This is a genomic window from Aetokthonos hydrillicola CCALA 1050, assembly GCF_017591665.1.
In the GTDB taxonomy this organism is placed as follows: domain Bacteria; phylum Cyanobacteriota; class Cyanobacteriia; order Cyanobacteriales; family Nostocaceae; genus Aetokthonos; species Aetokthonos hydrillicola.
Genome location: NZ_JAAKGC010000069.1, coordinates 15,431 through 39,218, shown reverse-complemented (window position 1 = coordinate 39,218; position 23,788 = coordinate 15,431). Strand labels below are relative to the sequence as shown.

The 23,788-nt window shown below is 43.8% G+C and carries 11 protein-coding genes and 1 pseudogene; 5 read left to right on the top strand and 7 right to left on the bottom strand.

Going from position 1 to position 23,788, the window contains the following annotated elements; genetic code table 11:
- The 5 genes and pseudogenes from G4P69_RS26460 to sbnA form a co-directional block, all read right to left on the bottom strand.
- Positions 1 to 3,787: non-ribosomal peptide synthetase (locus tag G4P69_RS26460; RefSeq protein WP_208352312.1), on the bottom strand; the 3,787-nt coding region annotated here is incomplete at its 3' end.
- A pseudogene (locus tag G4P69_RS26455) lies at positions 3,784 to 7,098 on the bottom strand (non-ribosomal peptide synthetase); the annotation flags it as partial. The pseudogene G4P69_RS26455 and the gene G4P69_RS26460, both read right to left, overlap by 4 nt.
- Before the next feature lie 401 nt (positions 7,099 to 7,499).
- Complete coding sequence (locus tag G4P69_RS26450; protein ID WP_208338927.1) at positions 7,500 to 13,973, bottom strand: non-ribosomal peptide synthetase; 6,474 nt, start codon at positions 13,971 to 13,973, stop codon at positions 7,500 to 7,502.
- A gap of 138 nt (positions 13,974 to 14,111) precedes the next feature.
- Positions 14,112 to 15,152, bottom strand: coding sequence for a 2,3-diaminopropionate biosynthesis protein SbnB (gene sbnB, locus G4P69_RS26445; protein ID WP_208338926.1), 1,041 nt, complete (start codon positions 15,150 to 15,152; stop codon positions 14,112 to 14,114).
- Positions 15,153 to 15,303: 151 nt separating this feature from the next.
- Entirely contained in the window at positions 15,304 to 16,398 is a 1,095-nt protein-coding gene (gene sbnA, locus G4P69_RS26440) for a 2,3-diaminopropionate biosynthesis protein SbnA (RefSeq protein ID WP_243902098.1), read from the bottom strand.
- A gap of 700 nt (positions 16,399 to 17,098) precedes the next feature.
- Here sbnA and G4P69_RS40060 point away from each other — a divergent pair.
- The 3 genes from G4P69_RS40060 to G4P69_RS26430 all read left to right on the top strand — a co-directional run bounded on the left by G4P69_RS40060 (position 17,099) and on the right by G4P69_RS26430 (position 19,939).
- Positions 17,099 to 17,230, top strand: a complete 132-nt coding sequence (locus tag G4P69_RS40060) for a hypothetical protein (protein ID WP_279605103.1) — start codon at positions 17,099 to 17,101, stop codon at positions 17,228 to 17,230.
- Positions 17,231 to 17,542: 312 nt separating this feature from the next.
- Positions 17,543 to 18,763, top strand: coding sequence for a TolC family protein (locus G4P69_RS39520; RefSeq protein ID WP_243902097.1), 1,221 nt, complete (start codon positions 17,543 to 17,545; stop codon positions 18,761 to 18,763).
- A 534-nt stretch (positions 18,764 to 19,297) separates the two neighbouring features.
- Positions 19,298 to 19,939: a hypothetical protein gene (locus G4P69_RS26430; RefSeq protein WP_208338925.1), complete on the top strand. Its 642-nt coding sequence runs from the start codon at positions 19,298 to 19,300 to the stop codon at positions 19,937 to 19,939.
- Positions 19,940 to 20,043: 104 nt separating this feature from the next.
- Here the strand turns inward: G4P69_RS26430 and G4P69_RS26425 are convergent, their stop codons facing one another.
- Positions 20,044 to 20,607 carry a GNAT family N-acetyltransferase gene (locus tag G4P69_RS26425; protein ID WP_310833941.1) on the bottom strand — a complete coding sequence of 188 codons (564 nt, stop codon included), beginning with the start codon at positions 20,605 to 20,607 and terminating at the stop codon, positions 20,044 to 20,046.
- Positions 20,608 to 21,101: 494 nt separating this feature from the next.
- Between G4P69_RS26425 and G4P69_RS26420 the strand changes: the two genes are divergently transcribed.
- Positions 21,102 to 22,292 (top strand): pyridoxal phosphate-dependent aminotransferase, encoded by a 1,191-nt coding sequence (locus G4P69_RS26420; protein ID WP_208338924.1) that lies wholly within the window; start codon positions 21,102 to 21,104, stop codon positions 22,290 to 22,292.
- A 133-nt stretch (positions 22,293 to 22,425) separates the two neighbouring features.
- On the opposite strand, the gene G4P69_RS26415 is transcribed toward G4P69_RS26420, so the two are convergent.
- Positions 22,426 to 22,782 carry a Rieske (2Fe-2S) protein gene (locus G4P69_RS26415; protein WP_208338923.1) on the bottom strand — a complete coding sequence of 119 codons (357 nt, stop codon included), beginning with the start codon at positions 22,780 to 22,782 and terminating at the stop codon, positions 22,426 to 22,428.
- Between the two features lie 354 nt (positions 22,783 to 23,136).
- Between G4P69_RS26415 and G4P69_RS26410 the strand changes: the two genes are divergently transcribed.
- Positions 23,137 to 23,784 (top strand): Uma2 family endonuclease, encoded by a 648-nt coding sequence (locus G4P69_RS26410; protein ID WP_208338922.1) that lies wholly within the window; start codon positions 23,137 to 23,139, stop codon positions 23,782 to 23,784.
- The last annotated feature ends 4 nt before the right edge of the window (positions 23,785 to 23,788 follow it).

Sequence of the window (23,788 nt, the reverse complement as noted above, 5' to 3'; positions counted from 1 at the left end):
ACTCTTCCTCTTCAGAAGAGGAATTTATAGCATAAGCCTCTATTAACCCTAAGAAAGACACCTGCTGACCTTGTGCTTGGAGTTGCTGCGCCATCTCAAAGGCTACAAGACCACCGAAACTCCAGCCTCCGAGAAGGTAAGGACCTTGTGGCTGAACAGTCTGCATCGCCTCAATGTAATGAGCTGCCATGTCTTCGACTCGATCATAAGGTTTCTTTTCCTCATACAAGCCAAGTGATTCCAGCCCATAAAATGGTTGTTCCGGACCTAGATAACGTGCTAGTTCTAGGTAAGATAGAACAGTACCTTGACCTGGATGGACGCAGAAGAAGGGTTGCTTAAAGCCGCCCGACTGAAGTGCTATCACCGTAGAGGAGATACGGGAACCTGTTTGCTGGCGGAGAATACTAGCCAGATGTTCAATAGTTCCGCCTTGGAAGAGTACTGCCACGGACAGATTTCTTCCGAACTGCTGCTGAATACGAGCCATTAGGCTTATACTTAAAAGGGAATGACCACCGAGGTCAAAAAAGTTATCTCGAACCCCGATGGGGCGGATATTTAGGACTTCCTCCCAGATTTGTGCTAATTGCAGTTCTAAGGTGTCACGGGGAGCAACATAGCTGGCTTTCAGACTATGTCTCATATCTGGTGAGGGTAGAGCGCGACGATCCACCTTGCCGTTGGGAGTTAGGGGCATTTCCTCCAAGCAGACAATAGCCGAAGGGATCATATAGTTGGGTAGCTTATCCTTGAGGAAACTACGCAATTGTGTGCTGATGGCATCAAATTCAGTATTAGATACCACATAAGCAACTAAATGTTGGTTGCCTGGTTGATCAGCTCTTGCTATGACCACTACCTCCTGGACTAGCGGGTGTTGTGCTAATACCGCCTCAATTTCTCCCAACTCAATACGGAAGCCACGAATCTTCACCTGGTAATCAATACGACCTAAGAATTCAATGTGACCATCCGGGAGATAACGGGCTTTATCGCCAGTTTTGTATAAACGGGAACCAGTTTCTTGGGCAAAGGGATTGGGAATAAAAGCCTTTTGTGTAAGTTCTGGTTTATTGAGATAGCCAAGTCCAACGCCAACCCCACCAACGTAGAGTTCTCCTGGAACCCCAATAGGCACAGGTTGTAAATGGGGGTCGAGGATATATAGCTGTGTATTCAACACCGGGCGACCAATCGGCAAATTCAGCACATCGGTTTGAGGGGGATGATAGATTGGGTAATGGGTGACATCATCGGAACATTCGGTCGGACCATAAGCATTCATCATCGGGATGCTTGGGTAGTAGCCTAACCACTGACGACACAACTGTGGTGGTAGCGCCTCACCAGTCAGAAGTAACCAACGCAACTTGGACAGTTCTGGTTTGCCACAAGCATCCAGTTCTATCTCCTGGAGCATCATCCGCAACAGCGACGGTACAATCTCCAGAATCGATATGCCTTGACGCTCCACTATTGTTAGCAATTGTGCTGGATCTGCCACCATTTCATCGCGGATAATCTCAACACGTCCACCAGCTAAGAGTGCAACGAGAAATTGCCACACACTAATATCAAAACTAACAGGAGCGGTCTGGGCGACGACATCTTGTGGACTAAGCTGCAAGTCATGTACCTTAGCATACAAATGATTCAGCATTCCCCGATGTTGTAGCATTGCACCCTTAGGTGTTCCAGTGGACCCAGAGGTATAAATGACATAGGCTAGGTCGTCTGGTTGGCAGCGCACAGGCAGGTTTTCCTCAGACTGTGCTGTTGCAGCTAGAACTTCTAGCTGCAACAGATGGGGTGGTGTGCCTTCAAAACCGTCGAGGGCAGAGTAGAACATCGGTGACAATTGGCTTGTCCCCAAGACTAAAGATACCTGACTTTGCTCTAAACAAGTACGTAAGCGTTCCACCGGATGATGTGCATTCAGGGGTAAGTATGCACCACCTGCCTTGAACACCGCCAGTATGGCTGTCAAGAAATCGAGATTACGTTCGCATAGCAAGGCGACGATAGTATTTGCTTGCACACCCCGCTCCACCAGATACTTTGCCCAACCATTGGCGCGGCTATTTAACTCCCTGTAAGTCAGCTTCTGGTCTTCAAATACTGCTGCAACTGCATCTGGAGTGCGTTCTACTTGTGCTTCAAACAGTTGGGGGAAACACTGGTCTAGAGGATAGTCTGCTGTTGTGTTGTTCCATTCATTCAGTAGTAGATGCTGCTCAACAGTACTTAAAAGTGGTAATTGTGCCACGTGCTGTTGGGGGTTATTGACAATAGCATACAGCAAGCTTTGGAAATGTCCACACATGCGTTGAATGGTGATAGCATCAAACAAGTCGCTGTTGTATACTAATTCTCCTACCAGTCCTGTCTCGGTTTCGCTCATCGACAGCAGCAAATCATCAGTTGCTGTGACACTGTCAATTTCCCAAGGAGTGATGGAAAGCCCTGGCAGTTCCAATTCTGCTGACGGCAGATTCTGCAGCATGAACATCACTTGAAACAGTGGGGAATAGCTCAGGGAGCGCTGTGGTTGCAGTTCTTCTACTAGTTTTTCAAAGGGTAAGTCTTGGTGAGCATAAGCCCCTAAGGTCATCTCCTTTACCCGTTCTAGCAACTCAACGAAGGTGGGATTTCCCTGTAATTGGGTGCGCAAGACCAAGGTGTTGACAAATAAGCCAATCAGTGACTCTATTTCAGAACGCTGGCGGTTGGCAATGGGAGAGCCGACGATGATATCTGACTGACCACTGTAGCGTGAGAGTAAGGTAGCAAAAGCTGCCAGTAGGGTCATAAATAAGCTCACCCCTGACTGCTGACTCAGAGTTTTCAGCTTTTGGGTTAACTCCTGTTCGATTTCAAAGTATTCTATGCCACCTCGGAAAGTCTGAACCGATGGACGGGGGCGGTCGGTCGGTAATTCTAGTAGTGGTGGTGCTTCTGCTAGCTGTTGTTTCCAGTAATTAAGTTGGGTTTGTAGGACTTCTCCACTGAGCCACTCCCTTTGCCAATGAGCATAGTCCGCATACTGGATTGGTAATTCGGGTAATAATGGTGACGCTCCCGTACAGAAAGCCTGATATAATAACGACAACTCCTGGACAAATATTCCCATCGACCAGCCATCAGAGATGATATGATGCATCGTCAGTAGCAACACGTGAGATTGTTGTGTCAACCGCAGCAGCGTGACTCGCAGTAATGGACCACTTGACAGGTCAAAGGTTTGCTCAGCCTCCGCAGTTGCTAATTGTTGCACTTGAACTGACTGTTCCTGTTGTGGTAGCCCTTGCAAGTCTATCACTGGTATAGTTACCCTCGTAACATCTGCAATTGCTTGTACTGGTGAGCCATTCACCATCGGGAAAGTGGTGCGCAGGACTTCATGACGCCTGAGAATTTCTGCCACAGCCTTCTCTAAGGCTACCACGTTTAGTGAACCACTCAGATGCAAGGTTTCTGGGATATTATATGTCGCAGTTTCCCCTTCCAGTTGGTTTAAAAACCACAATCTAGCTTGCCCAAACGACAGGGGTAGTTCTGCATCTCGAGCGATCGGCTTAATAGGTGGGTACGTAGATCGTGAAACCAGATTAGCCTGCTGCAGAAATTGGAGGATTTCTGTTTTGTGTTCTCTGATCTCGGATAGTAAGAGCGGTGTGAGTGCTCCTTCAGGGGCGCTATAGCGTAGACGGTCTCCATCGATCCAGAGCTTGACGTCTAGACTACGAAGGTAGGACAACAATTCACTGATACTAATGGTTTTCATATTTCTCCTTCTTCTCGCTTGGCTGTTGTAATCTTGGTAAAAGCAGCAGAATCTTGTGTTGCCCAAAGAAACGTCTCAATAGTTTCGCTAAGTTCTGCGATAGTGGGGGATTCAAACAAGCGGCGCAGGGACAGCTGTATACAAAACTCCGTCTGCAACCGGGAAATCAGTTGTGTCGCCAGCAAAGAATGTCCGCCCAACTCAAAGAAGTTGTTATGGATACCTACTTTTTCCATCCCCAAGACTTGAGCCCACAGGTGAGCAAGAACTTCTTGGGTAGGAGTTTGGGGAGGGACATAGCTAACGGTCAGACTCTGATGAAAATCTGGCGCGGGTAGGGTACGACGGTCTAGCTTGCCATTGGGGGTCAGGGGTATTTTCTCCAAGCTTACGAAAGCTGAAGGTATCATATATTCAGGCAGCGTCTGCTTGAGGAAACTGCGCAGTTCAGTACTGATGGCATCAGACTTACTATTGGATACCACATAGGCAACAAGCTGCGGGTTACCTGGTTGATCAACTCTAGCAATGACTGCAACCTCCCGCACTAAAGGGTGTTGTGATAGCACGGTCTCAATTTCTCCCAATTCAATGCGGAAGCCACGAATCTTCACTTGGGAATCAGTGCGTCCTAAGTATTCGATATTACCGTCAGCTAAATAGCGTGCCAAATCCCCAGTTTTATATAATTTTGAGTTTTGAGTTTTGAGTTTTGAGTTGTTAAACGGGTTGGGGATAAATTTCTGTTGTGTCAATTCTGGACGATTCAAATAACCCCGCGCCAACCCAACACCACCAATATGCAGTTCCCCTGCAACCCCTATGGGAACTGGTTGAAGATGTTGGTCAAGAATATAAACTTGGGTATTGCCAATTGGGCGACCAATAGGGAGCTTGTGGTTACCGCCAATACACATAGCTGTCGTGGCACACACAGTCGCTTCCGTTGGTCCATAGGCGTTGAAGAAGCGTCGGTTAAATGACCATTGCTCTACCAAATGAGGAGAACAAGCTTCTCCCGCTACGATGAGCGTTTGCAAGTCTGGCAATTGAGCACTGGGCATGGCAGCTAGTGCTGAGGGGGGGAGGGTCACATGGGTAATAGCCTGATTTTGCATCAGATCGATCAAACCAGGTCCAGGCAGTAAGGAGTCCTTTGTTGCCAAACACAACTGCGCCCCTGCACATAGGGTCATCATAATTTCCGAAATTGAAGCATCAAAGCTTAAAGAAGCGAATTGCAAAACACGGCTATTGGTCTGGACATGGAAGAGGCTCATCTGTTCTAAAGCCAAGTTGCATAATCCTTGGTGAGGAACCAGTACCCCCTTTGGCTTTCCTGTAGACCCAGAAGTGTAAATCACATATGCCAAGTTACTTGCTTGCACACTACTAGTGGGATTAAGCTGACTTTGTTGACAGATGATTTCCCACTCGGTATCCAGGCCAACCACACTCATTGCTTTTGAGGGTAGAGCCGCTACCAACTTCTGTTGCGTCACCAGCACCGATACTTGTGAATCTGACAACATGAAACTTAATCTTTCCTCGGGATATGCTGGGTCTAGGGGTACATAAGCACCTCCTGCCTTCAGTATCCCTAGCACTCCCACGATCATCAACAGCGATCGCTCCACACAAATGCCCACCAGTACTTCTGGTCCCACACCGAGGGTTTGCAGGTGATGCGCCAGTTGATTTGCCCTGTGGTTCAACTGTTGGTATGTCAATTGCTGGTTTTCAAACACCACTGCTACCGCATCCGGGGTTTTTTCCACTTGTTGTTCAAACAACTGATGTATACACTGGTGTTGAGGATACTCTTTGTCAGTAGAGTTCCACTCCCACAGTAACTGATGCTCTTGTTGGGAACTTAACAGTGGTAATTGGGCTACATGTTGTATGGGATTGGCCACGATCCCATACAACATGGTCTGGTAGTTCAAAGCTATTTGCTTGATGGTCGCGGCGTTAAATAAGTCTGTATTATATTGCCACCAACAGTCCAACCCTGAGGGAGTTTCCTCAATAGACAAGGTTAAATCAAACTTGGCACTCTCCTCTTCCAGTTGCAAAGGAGTGATGGAAAGCCCAGGCAGTTCCAGTTTTCCTATTGGGGCGTTCTGTAAGACGAACATCACTTGAAACAGGGGGGAATAACTCAGGGAGCGCTGTGGTTGAAGTTCTTCTACCAGCCTCTCGAAGGGTAAGTCTTGGTGAGCATAAGCCCCTAAAGTCATCTCCTTTACCCGTTCTAGCAACTCTAGGAAGGTGGGATTTCCCTGTAATTGGGTGCGCAATACCAGGGTATTAACAAACAAGCCAATCAGTGACTCTAGTTCACTGTGCTGACGGTTGGCAATGGGGGAGCCGACGATGATGTCTTCCTGTCCACTGTAGCGTGAGAGTAAGGTGGCAAAAGCTGCCAGCAGGGTCATAAACAAGCTCACTCCTGACTGCTGACTGAGAGTTTTCAGCTTTTGCGTTAAGTCGTGATCGAGTTGAAAGTATTCTGTGCTACCTCTAAAGGTCTGAACTGATGGACGGGGATGGTCGGTGGGCAACTCCAAGAGTTGTGGTGCTGCTGCTAGCTGTTGCTTCCAGTAATTGATTTGGGTTTGCAGGACTTCTCCACTAAACCACTGTCTTTGCCAGTAAGCGAAGTCCGCATATTGGATCGGAAGTTCAGGAAATGGTGAGGGGCTTCCAGTTGAGAAAGCTTCGTAGAAACCTGCGAGTTCATGAAACAGAATTCCGACCGACCAGCCGTCGGAAGCAACGTGATGCATTACTAACACTAGTATATGTTCCTGTTCGCTCAACCGAAGCAAAGTAGCTCGCAACATCAAATCAGAAGACAAGTTAAACGGATATAGTGTTTCTTTTTTTAAGATTCTTTGCGCTGCATTTTCAATATCAATATCGTATAAGTCACTGAGGTCAATTATTGATAGTTTTACTGTTTGCGTTTCAGCGATAATCTGTATTAATCTATCATCTCTAGAGACAAAAGTGGTACGTAGTGCGTCATGCCGAACCACAATTGCATTTAACGTTTGTTGCAGTGCTTCGACATTCAGAGTCCCAGTTAATCGTACTCCAATCGAGATATTATAGGGGCTATTAGGCTCTAACTGATTCAAAAACCATAATCTTTGCTGAGAAAAAGACAGAGGAGAAGGTTCAGAAGTTTGTCTGCGTGGAATTACTTGCTTTTTTGCTATAGGAGTGGGTTTTTTCATGAGGCGCTGCTCTAGCAGAGCCAATTTTTCTGGAGAAAGATTAGCGATACGTTGACTAAAATTACTCATGGCAAACTTTCTTTAAAATTGCTAAGATAATTATTAATTCGTCATTAATACCAATACTTGAAACAAAAAAGTATTGTTTTTATGGCTCAATAAATTGTGTTGTTATTATTCACTACAACTTGTAGAAGACGAATTACGAATTAGTTCAGCAAATTTTTTGAAATTGATTCGTAGTTGCGCTAAGACAGCGGGAAGTCTCTTCACAAGAGCGGAGACGCAAAGAGCGCAAAGCGCACGCACTCGCGTTCGCGAACGTGTCTACAGCGCACACCCGTGCCAACTGCAAACCCTCCAAGTCGTTTAACAAAACTTTATATATAACAGTTCTCAAATGGATAAGGTGAACCTACAAAAAAAAGGGCGAACGGCGTTCGCTCCTGCGTCATTTTTACAGATGTGTATTAACTATCGAGTTGTTCCAACTCGGCCAAAATGCGATCCATCTCTTCTTCCTCTGTCTCAACAGCTATCTGCTGGACGATTGTCAGAGCTAAATCAGCTATAGTTTGGTGCTCAAACAGAGTACGCAGAGAAAGCTTTAACTGGAAGCAATCATGTACTCTGGAAATAACCTGAGTGCCTAGCAGAGAGTGTCCACCCAATTCAAAGAAATTGTGGTAAATTCCTACTTGCTCCACTCCAAGGATTTCAGCCCAAATGCCTGCAAGTATCTCTTCTACTGGGGTACGGGGTGGCACGAAAGTGCTTTCCCATTCGGTAGACAGATCGAGTGCAGAAAGCGCCTTACGATCTACCTTGCCATTGGGAGTCAGGGGTAGAGACTCCAGCATCACGAACGCTGAGGGTACCATGTAGTCAGTTAGCTTCTCACAAAGGAAACTGCGCAGTTCGCTGTTTGTAAGTGGCTCGTTGGGAACAATATAGGCTACAAGGCGTTTGTTACCTGGCTGCTCCTCCTTAGCAATGACCACAGCTTCACGCACTTGGGGCTGTTGATTCAGCACCGCCTCAATTTCTCCCAACTCAATACGGAAACCACGTATCTTCACTTGGTCATCGATGCGTCCAAGGAATTCTATGTTACCATCAGGTAGATAACGAACCAAGTCACCGGTTTTATAGAGACGCTCAGAATTACATTCTGTTTCTCCCTTGCTCCCTTTAAAGGGATTGGGGATAAATTTCTCTTTTGTCAACTCTGGACGATTAAGGTAGCCCCTTGCTACACCAACACCACCAATGTGTAGTTCTCCAGCTACCCCAATTGGAACCGGTTGGAGATGGCGATCAAGAATGTAAACTTGAGCGTTGGAAATCGGGCGACCGATGGGAAGCTGATAATTGCCCTCAGTGCAAACGGCCGTGGTAGTACAAACAGTTGCTTCCGTAGGTCCGTAACCGTTTACAAAGCGTCGCCCACGAGACCATTGCGCTACCAGATCGGGATGACAAGCTTCTCCTGCTACAATTATAGTGCGCAAGTCTGGGTATTCTACAGTCGGCATGGCAGCTAGCGCTGAAGGCGGCAGTGTAACATGGGTAATGGCATGCTTGTGCAACAGTTGCATCAAATTAGATCCGGGGAGCAAGGATTCTCGCGTTCCGAGATAAAGCTGTGCCCCAGAACAAAGAGTCATGACAACTTCTGAAATTGAAGCATCGAAGCTAAAGGAAGCAAATTGCAAAACACGACTATCGCAATGAACATCGAAGGTATGAATTTGCGCTAAAGCGAGGTTGCATAACCCTTGATGGGGAACTAGGACTCCCTTTGGTTTTCCTGTAGATCCTGAGGTGTAAATCATATAAGCTAAGTTGCTAGCTTGCACACCGCTACTGGGATTAGTCTGATTGTGTTCAGCGATTACCCCCCAGTCTGCATCTAGGCTAATCACATGAGCTGCATTCTCAGGCAGATCTGCAACCAACTTCTGTTGAGTCAACAGCACTGACACCTGTGAATCTGACAACATGAAACTTAATCTTTCTTCGGGATACGCTGGATCTAAGGGTACATAAGCACCACCTGCTTTGAGAATCGCCAGCAGTCCTACTATCATTTCCAATGAGCGCTCGACGCAGATTCCTACCAACACTTCTGGTTTTACACCTAGCGATCTTAAGTAGTGTGCCAACTGGTTGGCTTTTGCATTTAATTCTCGATAGGTGAGTTGTTGCTCTACTGTGCCAGAAGCCTCGCTGCGCTCGTCTACAAACACCACTGCTACAGCATCGGGCGTTAGCTCTACCTGCTCCTCAAATAACTGATGGATACACTTATCTTGGGGATGGTCGTTTGCGGTATCATTCCACTCAACTAACAGCTGCTGTCGTTCGGCTTGTGTTAGCAGTGGCAATTCTGAAATTCGCTTTTGGGGATTAGCAACAATTCCTTCTAATAAAGTCTGGTAATGCCCTATCATGCCAGAAATTGTGCTGTCCTCATATAAATCCGTATTGTATTCAATCCGCCCAATAATACCCTCTGGTCTTTCATCTAATTCCAAAGTCAGATCGAACTTGGTTGTACCAGTATCCACATCCAACTGACTCAACTTCCAACCAGAATCAAGCGTAGGTATCGGGGGTTCGAGGACAAAGGAAACCTGGAACAGGGGGTTATGGCTTAAAGAACGTTCTGGTTGTAGTATTTGCACCAGATGTTCAAATGGCAAGTCACGCCGAGCGTCTGCCTCTAAAGTAACTTCCCGTACCCGCTTTAATAGCTGTTGGAAACTAGGGTTTCCTGATAAATCTGTACGTAGCACGAGAGTGTTCAGGAAAAACCCTATCGTCTCCTCAATCTCGGGTCGGTTACGGTTGCTAGTAACAGTACCTACAGGAATGTCCTCAGATCCAGTATAGCGGTACAGCAAAGTGTTGAATGCTGCCAGCAGCGTCATAAAAAGCGTCACCCCTTCACGCCGTGAGAGTGCCAATAACTCGTCGCTCAGATTTCTAGATAGAGCTAGACACTGGCGAGATCCTACAAAGGTTTGGCGAGTTCCTCGTGGGTGGTCTGTGAGCAACTCTAGGACAGGCAGGTTAGCTAGTTGCTGCTTCCAGTAAGAAATTTGTGATTCTAGCACCTCTGATTGCAGACATTGCCGTTGCCACACAGCAAAGTCTGCATACTGAATTCGAACTTCTTTTAGCGGTGAGGGTTTGCCAGCACAAAAGGCTCGATAAAGGGTTTGCAGTTCAGGAAAAAAGACACTATAGGAGGAAATGCCATCGTCTATACTGTGGTGTGTGGTCACGTATAATCTGCAATCTGTTTCGTCCAGCCGCATTAAAGTAGCTCGCAGCAATGGTCCAGAGGTGAGGTCGAAGGGTTGTCGCGCTTCTTGTGTTGCCAGTCGCAAAGCTTCTGCCTCTCGCTCTAAAGTTGGAAGCGATCGCAGGTCTACGACTGGAAGTGGTAAGGTTAAGTAAGGGGCGATCACTTGCATCAATTGCCCATCGATAATCCTATAGGTTGTCCGCAGTATTTCGTGACGGTTGACAATCTCATTAAGGGCTTTTTCCAGAGCCACCACGTTAATATTCTCCGGCATCCAGATGGTTGCAGGTTCGTTATAAACGGGAACATTTGATACAAGTTGATCAAGTACCCACAATTGTTCTTGCCCAAAAGACAAAGGCAAGTTCTGGGTTCGCTCAACAGGTTCAATAGGCGGCAACAGCAATTTGGGGTTTTGCTGTTGAGCCTCTATATACTGTGCCAGTTCCATTACTGTAGGAGCTTCAAACAAAGAGCGCAGAGGTAACTCTACCCCCAATGTGTCACGCACCCGAGAAATAAGCTGGATGGCTAGCAAAGAATGCCCACCCAATTCCAAGAAGTTGTCGTGAATGCCAACCCGTTCGACCTTCAGCACTTCAACCCAAATTCCAGCCAGCACCTCTTCAATTAGGGTGCGAGGGGCAACAAAAGACAGTTCTAGTCCGAGACCTATTTCTGGTGCTGGTAATGCACGGCGGTCTACTTTACCATTGGGGGTCAGAGGCACATATTCCAGCATGACAAACGCCGAGGGAACCATGTACTCAGGTAACTTTTGTGTGAGGAAATCACGCAGTTCATGTGTTGTTAGGCCAACCTCAAAGTTCGGGACGATATAACCTACTAAAAGCTGGTTTCCTGGTTGATCTTCCCTAGCAATGACCACAACTTCCCGCACTTGGGGATGTTGCGACAGCACCGCCTCAACTTCTCCCAACTCAATACGGAAGCCACGTATCTTCACTTGGTAGTCAATGCGACCGATAAATTCTATGTTGCCGTCCGCAAGGTAACGGGCTAGGTCTCCGGTTTTATACAAGCATGCGCCCGCTCCCTTAGCAAAGGGATTAGAGATAAAAGCTTTTTGTGTGAGTGTGGGGTTGTTCAAATAACCGCGCCCTACAGCATCTCCGCCTACATAGAGTTCTCCTGCCACTCCAATTGGTACGGGTTGCAACTCAGTATTGAGTATATATAATTGTGTATTGGATACAGGACGACCAATCGGCAGATTCACCACTTCAGCGTGTGGTGGTTCAAAGATAGGATAATGGGTGACATCATCAGAACACTCGGTAGGACCATAAGCATTCATCATCGGGATGCTTGGGTAGTACTCTAACCATTGACGACACAACTGTGGCGGCAAAGCTTCGCCTGTTAGCAGTAACCAACGTAACTTGGATAGTTCTGGTTTGAAGGCGTGGAACTGTTGCACCATCATGCGTAACAGCGACGGTACAATCTCTAGAATTGATATTCTCTGACGTTCTACCAGCGACAGCAATTTAATTGGATCTGCTACAGTTTCGCTAGGGACAATCTCGACTCGCCCACCTACCAGCGAAGCGACTAGAAATTGCCAGATACTGATATCAAATGTCTGTGTTGCTGTTTGCGCTACCGCATCGGTTCCACCCAACTGCAAATCTTTAACCTTAGCATACAGATGATTGAGCATCCCGCGATGTTCAAGCATTGCGCCCTTGGGTTTACCAGTTGAACCGGAGGTATAAATTACATAAGCTAGATTTTCGGGGTAGGAGCGCACGGGCAAGTTTTCAGCCGAATATTCAAAGCAATCTAAATCTTCAAGTAGCATTAATTCTGGCAATGTGTCAAGGCTACTCACTAAGGATGCCCAACGCTTAGCTGATAATACTAAAGGTACTTGACTCTGCTCTAGTACTTGATGTATACGTTCGGGAGGATGATCGGGGTTCAAGGGTAGGTATGCTCCACCAGCTTTGAAAACCGCTAGCATTGCTGTCAAGAAATCGATGTTGCGATCGCACAATAAAGCCACAATTGTTTCTGCTTGCACACCCAGCGTCACTAAATGTCTTGCCCAACGGTTAGCACGAGCGTTTAACTCCTGGTATGTTAGTTGTTGATCTTGATAGACTACCGCAACTGCATTTGGGTTATGTGCTACTAATTCTTCAAATAACTGAGGAAAACATTGGTTTTGTGGATACTCAAAGCTAGTGCTGTTCCACTGCAAAAGTTGCTGCTGCTCAAATTCACTCAGAATTGGTAACTGAGCGATCTGCTGTTGGGGATTGGCGACAATGCTTGAAAGTAACATCTCGAAGTTTGCAGCCATTCTTTCTATAGTGCTGGCTTCAAACAAATCACTGTTGTATTTCCATCCACAAACCAATCCTGACTCTGTTTGTGCAATTGAGAGCGTCAAATCAAACTTACCAGTTACGTTGTCTAGTTCCAACGGAGTAATGCTTAAACCTGGTAATTCCAGTTTCCCCATTGGCGCATTCTCCATGACAAACATCACTTGAAACAAGGGTGTATAGCTCAGGGAGGGTACTGGTTGGAGTTCTTCGACTAGTTTTTCAAAGGGTATGTCTTGGTTGTCACAAGCTCTCAAAGTTGTCTCTTGGACTTGTTCTAGTAGCTTTGAGAAAGTAGGGTTACTTTGAAACTGAGTGCGTAACACTAGAGTATTAGCAAATAAGCCTATTAACTGCTTGGTTTCAAGATTACGGTTGGCAATTGGTGTTCCTACCAAAATATCTTCTTGGCTAGTATAGCGGTAAAGTAAAGTTTTAAATGCCGTTAGTAATAGCGTAAACAGAGTAACCTCTTTTTCCAGACTCAGAGCCTTCAGCGATTCAGTAAGTTGCTCAGGTAGTATTTGCGATTTTCTTGCGCCTCGGTAAGTCTGCGTTGCAAGCCGAGGATAGTCGGTGGGTAGTTCCAGCACGGGAGAAGCATCTGCTAATTGCTGTTTCCAGTAATCAAGCTGCGCCTTTAATATTTCTTCGGTCAGCCTCTCACGCTGCTGTTGGGCAAAGTCGGTATACTGGATGGAGAGATCAGCAAGCGGGGAGGGCTTTCCAATAGAGAAGGCTGAGTAAAGCGTGGCTATCTCTTGGACGAACACTCTCATAGAGCAACTATCACTAATGATGTGGTGCATAGTTAGCAGGAGCATATGGGATTGTTCTTCTAACCGCACTAAGGTGGCTCGCAGTAAGGGCTTATTGGTCAAGTCAAAAGGCTGTTGTATTTCCTCAGTAGCTAGCTTTTGTACCTCCACCAACTGCTCCTCTTTTGATAACTGTTGCCAGTCTACTAATGGTAGAGTCAAAGTTAATGAGGGGGCAATAATTTGAATTACTTGATCGTCTATAGTTGCAAAGGTGGTTCGTAAGATTTCGTGACGGTGTACAATTTCATTTAAACTCTGCTTCAGCACTGACACATTTAGGGAACCTGTTAGACGAAAGGCTGCAAATATATTTTCAAGGTTATTGCTTAGCTCGAATTTATCGTTAAATAACAGCTTAGTTTGGGCAAAAGATAGTGGTAATTCGCGAGTATTTTCGATGATCTGGGATGTAAGAAGTTCACGCTTATGTGCGTCAAGTACAGTTTGGTCTATCATTTTAGGCTTCTCGAATAATTATGTTTATGTAAAAATGAGTAATTTGGGGAGAATAATACTAACTATGTAAATTTTTTTAGAAGGATTGAAAAGTTTGTAGTTGCACTTCAGTGCGCTAAAGCGCAACTACAAACCAATTTAGTAACTATCTTCTTTGCGTTCTAACCAAGAAACTGGCAGAAATGACTCGATCTTGGTTCCTAGGTTTTGTTCAACCGCAAGTTTGTAAGCTAACTGTCCTAAAGCGAGATCAAGAACACCAAGCCCAAAAGGACTAAATATACTAATTTTGTTGTTGTCTTCCCGTGGAGAAGCAACGCCATTGAGAATATCACCAAGCGTACATCTAATAAAATCTCTGTTACCTGTTTTTTGTTCAGCGAGATGAATAGATGTTTGAGCGCGGCACACATGGTCTATATCATCAACAACGTTATCAGCCGCTAGGATAATTTCCGCTGATAAATCTCGTAGGGATGTGTGCAAAATAATGGTACCAGGACGGCATTTGGAAATATCAGATACGTGTGGTGTAGTTGCGGTTGTTGCAAAAGCAATCAGAGAGGCTTTTTCAAAAACAGTGTTGGTGTCTTCAACAATTGCTATTTCCAATTCCTTAGAAAGTTGTTGACACTTGCCTTTAAATTGCTCTGCTCTTTCTCGGCTTAAGTCATAGATGAGTATAGTTTTGATTTCGGGGCAAGTGGTTAGAAGAAAGCGAACGGTTTCAAAATTAATCAATCCAGTACCAATGAGTCCAAGTGTCGATAATGTTTGCTTACCTCGCAAAGTTTGAGCGGCTAACGCTGCACTAGCAGCAGTACGTTTTGCACTGATGATGGAACTCTCCATAATGGCTTGTGCATGACCAGTTTGTGCCGAATTTAGGATTAAAACAGCAGAAGCTCGTTCCATACCCAAAGCTAGATTACCAGGAAAAGAAGCAATCCACTTAATACCTGCGGTATTCACTTCTCCACCCAAATAAGCAGGTAAGGCAATAATTCTATCTTTGTCATTATTTGGGAAGCGCAAGAAGTTAGAATGAGGCAAACAGCTATCCCCTTGGGCATGTACTTGGTAAGCTGATTTGACACTTTGTAATATTTCCTGGTTACGATTTTTGAACAGGGTATTAATCTCATCGCCCTTTAAGAGAAGAATATCATCACACTTCATACTAAAACTCCTATGTTTGGAAAATTGAACTTTTACGAAAGACTGAAAATTTAACTAGAGTAGCAACAATAACAGCAAAAATAAATCAGATAAATGCTAGTTATCGTATAAATAAAGAAGTTTGATTGTTGCTTAAGATTGGTATTGTCTATTAAATATCACCAAAGTTATTCTTGACCCAAGTCTCTGAATAAACGGTGTCAAGATAACGTTCACCGCGATCGCACAGAATAGCCGCACAAGTTGCACCAACAGGTATATCTTGTTGTTTTTTCTCAATTGCTGAGATCACTCCTCCTGAAGAACCTCCGGCTAATATTGCTTCAGTGCGAAGTAAGCGACGACAACCTATAATACAATCAACGTCAGATACATGTACATGTACATCCTCCAATCCAACTTGGAATAATTCCGGAACTCTCGCTGCACCATGTCCTGGAATAAGTCTCTTACCTCGTTTGTCACCAAAAATCACACTTCCTTTGGCATCAACAGCAATAATTTTAGTCTTGAGATTGTGGCTTCTGATATATTCAGAGCAACCACGAAGTGTTCCACAGCTACCAGTAGCACAGAATAAGTAATCTAATCTACCATCGACAGCAGTAACAATCTCGTGCATTGTCTGATAATGAGCCCGTGCATTATTCAAGTTAGCGTATTGATTACACCAAAAACTATTAGGAATAGACGCTAGCAATGACTTTACTCGATTAATGCGAGCTGGTAAAAAATCACCCGTAGCAGGATCTGGTTCTGTAACTAACTCGACTTGCGCTCCATAAGCTTTAAGAATGTTGATATTTTGTTGGGTAGTTTTGGGGTCGATTACGCATATAAAACGTAAGCCGAGAACAGCGCTTGCTTGTGCTAGTCCAATACCCAAATTTCCAGAACTAGATTCAATAATTGTATCTCCAGGTTTAAGATCTCCTTTTTCAAAAGCTTGCATTAGCATATTCAACGCAGGACGATCTTTAATGCTACCTCCAGGGTTAAACATTTCTAATTTTGCAAAAAGTTGAAAGTGAGAATCTTTGAAAACATTCTCTAACTTGACTAATGGGGTGTTGCCAACGATTGATAGAATTCCCGAATTTAGCTCGCGTACATTTGGTTTTGAGAAAACATCTACTTCTACTCTATTTGTAGAGTATGTTTCTTTAGGGAACTTCATTTGGGGACTCATGGAACGAGTCGATTTATTTGGAGAAAATGCTTTTGTTTGTAGTTTATTCTGTGACATATTTTTCCTTTATTTTTAAAACAGAGCAATTAAATATCATTCAGAATCATTTATAAATAATCCTGAAAAGATATACACAGTGTTAGGTAAAGTAAAACTTTTACATTGATTGAGGTAGAAATATAAGTGAGCTTAACTAGGAGTGCGCTTCGCTTATATATTTTGTAATAGAGCTAACAAAATCAAGTTATGCACTTTCAAGGTCCTCAAAAAATTGAATTTTCTACTGAATTAATAATTTGAGTCTAGAGAGACAACTAGTAATTTGCATAGCATTGTGTCACACAAAAAATATCAACTACAATCGCCAGCAAATACTTCTAGCCCAAGGTGCTGTTTGATTTGTGAACTATCCTGTGGCAGGCATGGAGGAATATTCCAGTTATTAAGTTCTCCTTAAAATCCTAGATAAATTAAGTTTTGAGAGAGAGCTTAGAAAAGCTATAATATTTCAGTTGTATGTGCCACTGTGTTTAGTGTCCTCATTAACTACAAATCGAAATTGTAGGATTTCAGATTTTGCTAAAAGATTTTTTCACTCTGAGGAAAGAGTACCTTGTAAAAGAATTGTGCGGCAGCTTGGGATCGAGTCGTATGAGCCATACTAAAGAGCTACAGGGGAGGCTGACATCTTGCACCACTTTGAATCAGCCCGATATTTCACCCAGAACCTAAGTTCCGGGCTAATAGCTTAAGTCCATTGAAATGGACTCAAATCCTTGAGCAGTCATCTAAAGAGGACTTTAGCTATCAGAAGCGCGATTTAAATCGCTGGCTGGCTGACAGCCTAGGTGCAAGATATCAGCGCCCAACTAGCGGCGATCGCCACTAGCAATATATGGAAGAAGCACATTTTTTTGGAGAGCTAAAACCCTTGCTGTATAAGGATTTTAAAATGTGCATCTTAGGAGGAGGGGAGAAATGCTTCTAGTTCCCTATCCAAAATGCATTTAGTAGTGTGAGCATCTTGCTCGCTGAGCATAGTGTGCAAGCAACATGTGAGTCTAAGGCAGACACCTCACCTGGGAAAAGCACTACTTTATTAACAATTACGATGCTCCACCAAACAAACTCAGTTAAATCTCGGTGGTCAAAAGTCTAAGAAGGGGTTATATCAGGAGAATAGAGCCTTGGATTGGCGACAATGCAAAACAGACTACCACGATTACTATTAGTTTTACTCTTAACGCTGAGTCCAACAACCGCCGTAGCCAAGACTAAGAAGGCATCACCTGCTTCAACTTCACCAGAGGTACAAAGCACTTCCACAACTTCAGTAACAGGAGCGCAAAATACTAGTCCCAAAAATCCAGCATCACCATCATCTCAAAATTCTAGCAAGAAGGCTCCAGCAACAGGAGCACAGAATACTAGCCCCAAAAATCCAGCATCACCATCATCTCAAAATTCTAGCAAGAAGGCTCCAGCTTCAAGTGATGGTGGAGATAGCGAGGACAATAGTGATCAAGGTGGCAAAACCGAAAATTCTAAACCAGCGTCATCAGATAGTACTGATGGAGATCAAGATCCAGAACAGGCTGAGCAAGAGTCTGATAGCGTAGTTCCAAAGACACAGCAAAATCCTTTTAGCAAACCAGACATAGATCAGCTAGTTAAGAAGCAGTTTGATGAAGATATGTGGCGGATCATGCGGGGTGGTTTACCTTGCCTTGAAACATCAGCAGTTTGCTTGCAACAGTTACAAGACAAAGCTGTCGCACAATCCCCACTACTAAAAGAAATTGATCAACGGGTTCAGGAAGCAAATCAGAAGGTTGACGAAGCAAAAGCGCGAAATAAGAAAACCATTAGTTTGTCTATTTTTTCACCTGCACTTCAATATATGCTAGGCTCTCCGTCATCAAGTGATACCACTACAACCCGTAAACCAGGTTTCTTCGATAGGCTTGCCAGATTATTGACTGGTAATCTTGGGATCATTAACGATTTACTTAGCGTAATTGGCACTCCATTTTTTGAAAGCTCCCAGGGTGGGAACTCTAGTACCCAATCACAGGCTATCCAAATAAGTGATATTCAGATCAGGATTGCTGAACTACAAAGACAGCGTGCACAACAGGCTGACACTATTCGAGAAAAGGTAGCAGTTGCTTTGAGCAACTTTGACGAAGCAAGAGTTGAATTTCAGATGTCACAAATTGTTACTAATAGGACTATAGAGCAATTTCAGGTCTATGAGATTGGTTATCTGCGTGGTAACTCAGATACTGAAACTTATCTTAGTAAACAGAATTCTTTAGATCGTGCAAAAGTACAAGTGTACACATCGTGGGCAAAAATGCGGCGTACACTATTTCAACTTAAGCTTCTGGTATTGAATGTTAAGGAAGCCGAAAATAATTGATGTTCCACATCTAGTTTGCGCATTTAGACAACAAAGGGCATAGGGCATAGGGCATAGGGTTTGAAGCTTTTCTGACTAATAGAGCAAAATGCAACTTACAGCAGTTTTCACCTAAATGAACCACACCGTTTGTAAGGGCGCAAGGCATTGCGCCCCTACGACTGTGGTCTAATTACCTGAAAATTGCTGTAAATGTGGAAAAGCGTAGTCACAGCACTTCTCTCCTAACCACATGTTGATTGTTCAATGCAAATGAGGGCAGAGGAATAACTGTCAGCACTACACATACTTGTTGGTAGCAGACTTCCATCTTCAATTAGATAGGAGCTTGCGTCAACATCTGTATTGGACACCAATTTGACGTAAAATCTAATACATATTATACAATAAAACAAAAATATTAATTCTAGTAAAAATACTGTTTATAAAGGTTTTTTCTCAAGATAAAGTGTAGTGTTTACCACAATTTCAGTGTATTAATTATTGAAGATAATAAAAGGAAAGCATAAAGAAACGAATGGTGCAAGGAGAATTATGAAAGTTAAATTAATCTCTTACTTAGCTTTAACTCTTGGTTTAGTAGCATCCTCTTTAGCGCCAGCAGCAGCCGTAAAATACAAAACCAACACTGTTTATAAGGCTACTGTTAACAATGTGACGGCAGTTTATATTGATGCACCTGTTGGTGCTCGCGTTGCTGTAGATCTTGGTAACTTACCAAGAACATACACGAGGGTTGCTGGAGCCTGCGGCGAGGTAAAACTTTCACCACCCAAAGGAAACACGAGTTTCACTGATCTCAAAGTAGATGGGACGGCAATCGACTATGCAAGTTTAGCTACTCAAACACTTCCTGCTTGTACGAATGGAACATTTGTAGAGGCGCGAGCTGCAAATTTCAAAACTGCCAAAGGACAGGTGGTTATTGTAGGTAAAACAGCTGGAGCCTCTGTGTCGATTGAAGTTCCTGCCGCTTCAACAAGAACCGTAGGAGTTAATGGCTGTGGTACTGGTATACTACGTCCTCAGAAAGGAACAACGCTACCAGCAACCTTCAAAATCGACGGCACAACATACACACTAGCTGACTTGCCTGATTCTGGAGAAGTACCAGTTTGTAGAAAGTTAGCTAATGGTACATATTCTACCTTTGTCCCTGCTAGCTGGTCTCAATAATTCTCAAATGTAAGTATTTTTCAAGCTAGTGCACTCAAGTCATAAGTACACTAGCTTTAATTTCTTGCGATGTTTGAGAGTTGCGGATCGCTGGTGGGTATTTATTAACTAAATTGCTTTGCAGAGGCATTCAGACGGTAAAACACATGGGGTAAGCCAGCATAAATCATGTTACGCTCGTATTTAAATCCCAACTTCTCCATCACACGCTGTGATGCATAATTGGTTGTTAGGGTAAAGCAAATAATATCTGCTAAACAAAGCTCCTCGAAACCCAACCTCAAAATTGCCTCACCCATTTCTGTTGCTAACCCTTTACCCCAGAATTCTGATCTGAGCGCGTAAGCTAACTCTACTTCCTGCTTGCCGTCCACATAGAGATTTCTTAAACCGCCACGACCAACAAATTGACCGTCTACTTTGTCTCGAAATACCCATAAACCGAAGCCGTAACGATCCCAATGTTCAAGGTTATTTTCGAGAGACTGCTGCGTTTCATTTTCTGAGAGAATACCACCATGAGCTGTAAGAGTCGCCATGACTTTTGGATCTTGATGCATACGGCAAAAATCACCAAGATGTTCAGCTCGCAAGCGTTCGGCGAGCAGGCGTTGGGTTTGAAATGTGTCTATTGATCGCATATAAGCATTATGCCAATCTTTCGACACTTCTTGCTACCTAATCAGTTTACAAAACAAGAGAGTAGGGAATAGGGCAAAAGGAATAAGAAATTTTTCCTAAACACTTATTATTCTCCCCTGATCTCATCCTCTTAGAGGTGCCCATGCAGATGCTTTGGCAGTATCGTTCATCCTGTCTATGATTTGGCTTATTGCTAATAAAGGTACTTGCTGCACCTTTGCAACTGCCGAAATTAGCTTACAGCAGTTTTCACCCAAATGAACCACACCGTTTGTAAGGGCGCAAGGCGTTGCGCCCCTACGACTGTGGTCTAATTACCTGAAAATTGCTGTAATATCGTTTGATTCACTTATCCTAGCGCTACAGGATATTCTCGCATAATCATCTTATGGCTGCATTCGTTAGTTTTATTATCTCTGCCAATGGATATATATCCTGAGTGAATAATTTGTTATAATCTTCTCTAAAATATCCGGTAAATCGTCTGTTTTACCGGATATTATAATAGTGGAGACATAGGGTGACTCAAGTACATAAGCAGAAAATTTCACTCAAGGCAACCCAGTTTAAAGAGTCTGTTATTCGAGAAATGACGAGATTCGCATTACAGCATAATGCAGTCAATCTAGCTCAAGGGTTTCCTGATTTTCCTTGCCCCCCAGAACTAAAACGGGCAGCCTGTGAAGCAATCGAAGCAGATATTAACCAGTATGCCATTACTTGGGGCGATCGCGCCTTTCGTCATGCCCTTGCTGAAAAAGTTCGCTGGTACCTGGGTTTAAATATTGATCCTGAACGACAAATTACTGTAACCTGTGGCTCTACCGAAGCAATGGCGGCTGTCATGCTTGCTACGGTTGATCCGGGCGATGAAGTGATTGTATTTGAGCCGTATTATGAAAATTATGGTCCTGATGCAGTACTTGCTAGTGCAACCCCTCGCTATGTATCGCTACACGCGCCTGACTGGACATTTGATGAAGCTGAACTAAGGCAAGCATTTAATGAGCGTACAAAAGCCATAATCGTTAATACACCCCATAACCCAACAGGAAAAGTATTCTCCCGCGACGAGCTAACCGTTATTGCTGAACTTTGCCAAAAGTGGGATGTTTTAGTATATACAGATGAAATTTACGAACACATTCTTTATGACGGACAAGAACACGTAGCAATGGCTACACTTCCAGGAATGGAGGAGCGCACCGTTACCATCAATGGACTGTCTAAAACTTATAGTGTAACAGGATGGCGAGTCGGCTATATTTTAGCGAATCCAGAACTAACTAACGCGATTCGCAAAGTCCACGATTTTCTTACAGTAGGTGCACCCGCTCCTTTACAAAGAGCAGGAGTCGCAGCAATGCAACTTCCTATTAGTTATTACAAGGAACTAGCAAAGCTTTATCAACAAAAGCGAGACAGTATGTTGCAAAATTTGGATCAAGTTGGGATTCCCTATTTTGTTCCAAAAGGAGCCTACTATGTGTTTGCTGATATATCTAGCTTTGGCTACAAAAGTGATGTGGAATTTACTGAATATCTTATTAAAGAAATTGGAGTTGCAGTCGTTCCAGGTTCCAGCTTTTTCTCTCAACCAGAAGCAGGTAGAGATTTTATTCGGTTCTGTTTTAGTAAGAAGCCGGAAACTTTAGCTGCGGCTCGCGATCGCTTACTCAAATTGCAATCACTTTTACAAACTGCTAGGTAAATGAGGGGAATGGGGAATGGGGCATGGGGCATTGGGATTGGGCACTTGGTTTTATTCTTCCCCTGCTTCCCCTGCTTCCCCTGCCTCCCTTGCTCCCCCTGCTAAGAGCTCCCTGCTAAGAGCTCCCTCTACTTTATCCGTCAACGTCAACCCAGATACTTCCTTCTTCCACACGGGTGGGAAAAACTGACAATACCTGTTCTCGTGAAATTACACTAAGCACTTTGCCTATGCCTGGTGGCCAAGAACTCCACGCTTTAACCTCACCAGTGCGCAGATCAAAAGCACTGCGATGGAAAGGGCAAACAATAGCTCCGTCTTCAGTAATTTTACCTTTTTTCATCGGTAATTTTAGGTGAGGACAGGCATTATCGATCGCATAAAGCTGACCTTCGTGGTTTAAAAGCAGGATATTACGATTCCCTACTTTCACCACCTGACGTTCATTTAACGGAAGTGTATCAGCTGAAAGAACTTTAGTCCAACTCATGGAAACTCCTTTCATGACTTACCGACACCCAAGTAAACAAAGGTGTAGGCATCTTAATCTTTATCAAGACAGATCTTAGATGTAGGCAGCACCTTAAGCAAGAAATTAAGAATTTCCGTTACCAAGCTTAAAATCAAACGCCTATGTTAAATTTTCTTTAGTAGGGTGAACAGAGCGACCCGCTACATGATTCAATTGCACAAATCTAAGGATGGATTAGCATGATTATTGCTCATATAATCTCCTTTCACTTGTAGTTGCAGGACGTATCGTTGTGTTAAGATAAAAACTAACTACTTACGAAAACCATAATCTGGAAACTTCCAGTCTATAACTCTCCTACCAAGAATAAAAATGCAAGTCGAACTCAAACAGATCGTCGTCCCTCCTGGTCAACAACTCCTAATGACTGATGTCAGTTGGCTGATGTACGAACAGATGCTAGAAGAGTTTGGAGAAAAACGCAATTCGCGAATTAATTATAGTGGGGGAGTTTTGGAAATAATGGTACCTTTACCTGAACATGAAGATGATAGAGTGATAATTGCTGACTTGGTAAAGGTGCTTCTCGAAGAACTTAATATTGAATTTAGAAATTTGGGTTCAACAACTTTTAAAAGTGAAACAATGAAGCAAGGTATAGAAGCAGATGACTGTTTCTATATTGAAAACGAAACCGCGATTAGAGGGAAAAAACGCATTGATTTAGCAGTAGACCCCCCGCCAGATCTAGCCCTGGAAATTGACATCACTTCCCGAACCCGGTTCGATAACTATGAAGTGTTAGGGGTAAAAGAATTATGGCTATTTAATGGAAAGCAATTAGAAATCAATGTATTGCAATCTGGTCGATATATCCAGGAGAATGAAAGTCTTCATTTTCCTGGATTCCGTTTGAGGGACATTATTCCCCAGTATTTAGAACGCAGCAAAATAGAAGGGAGAAATAAAATAATGAAAGAATTTCGTGCTTGGGTGAGTATAATAATTCAAGATCAATAATATT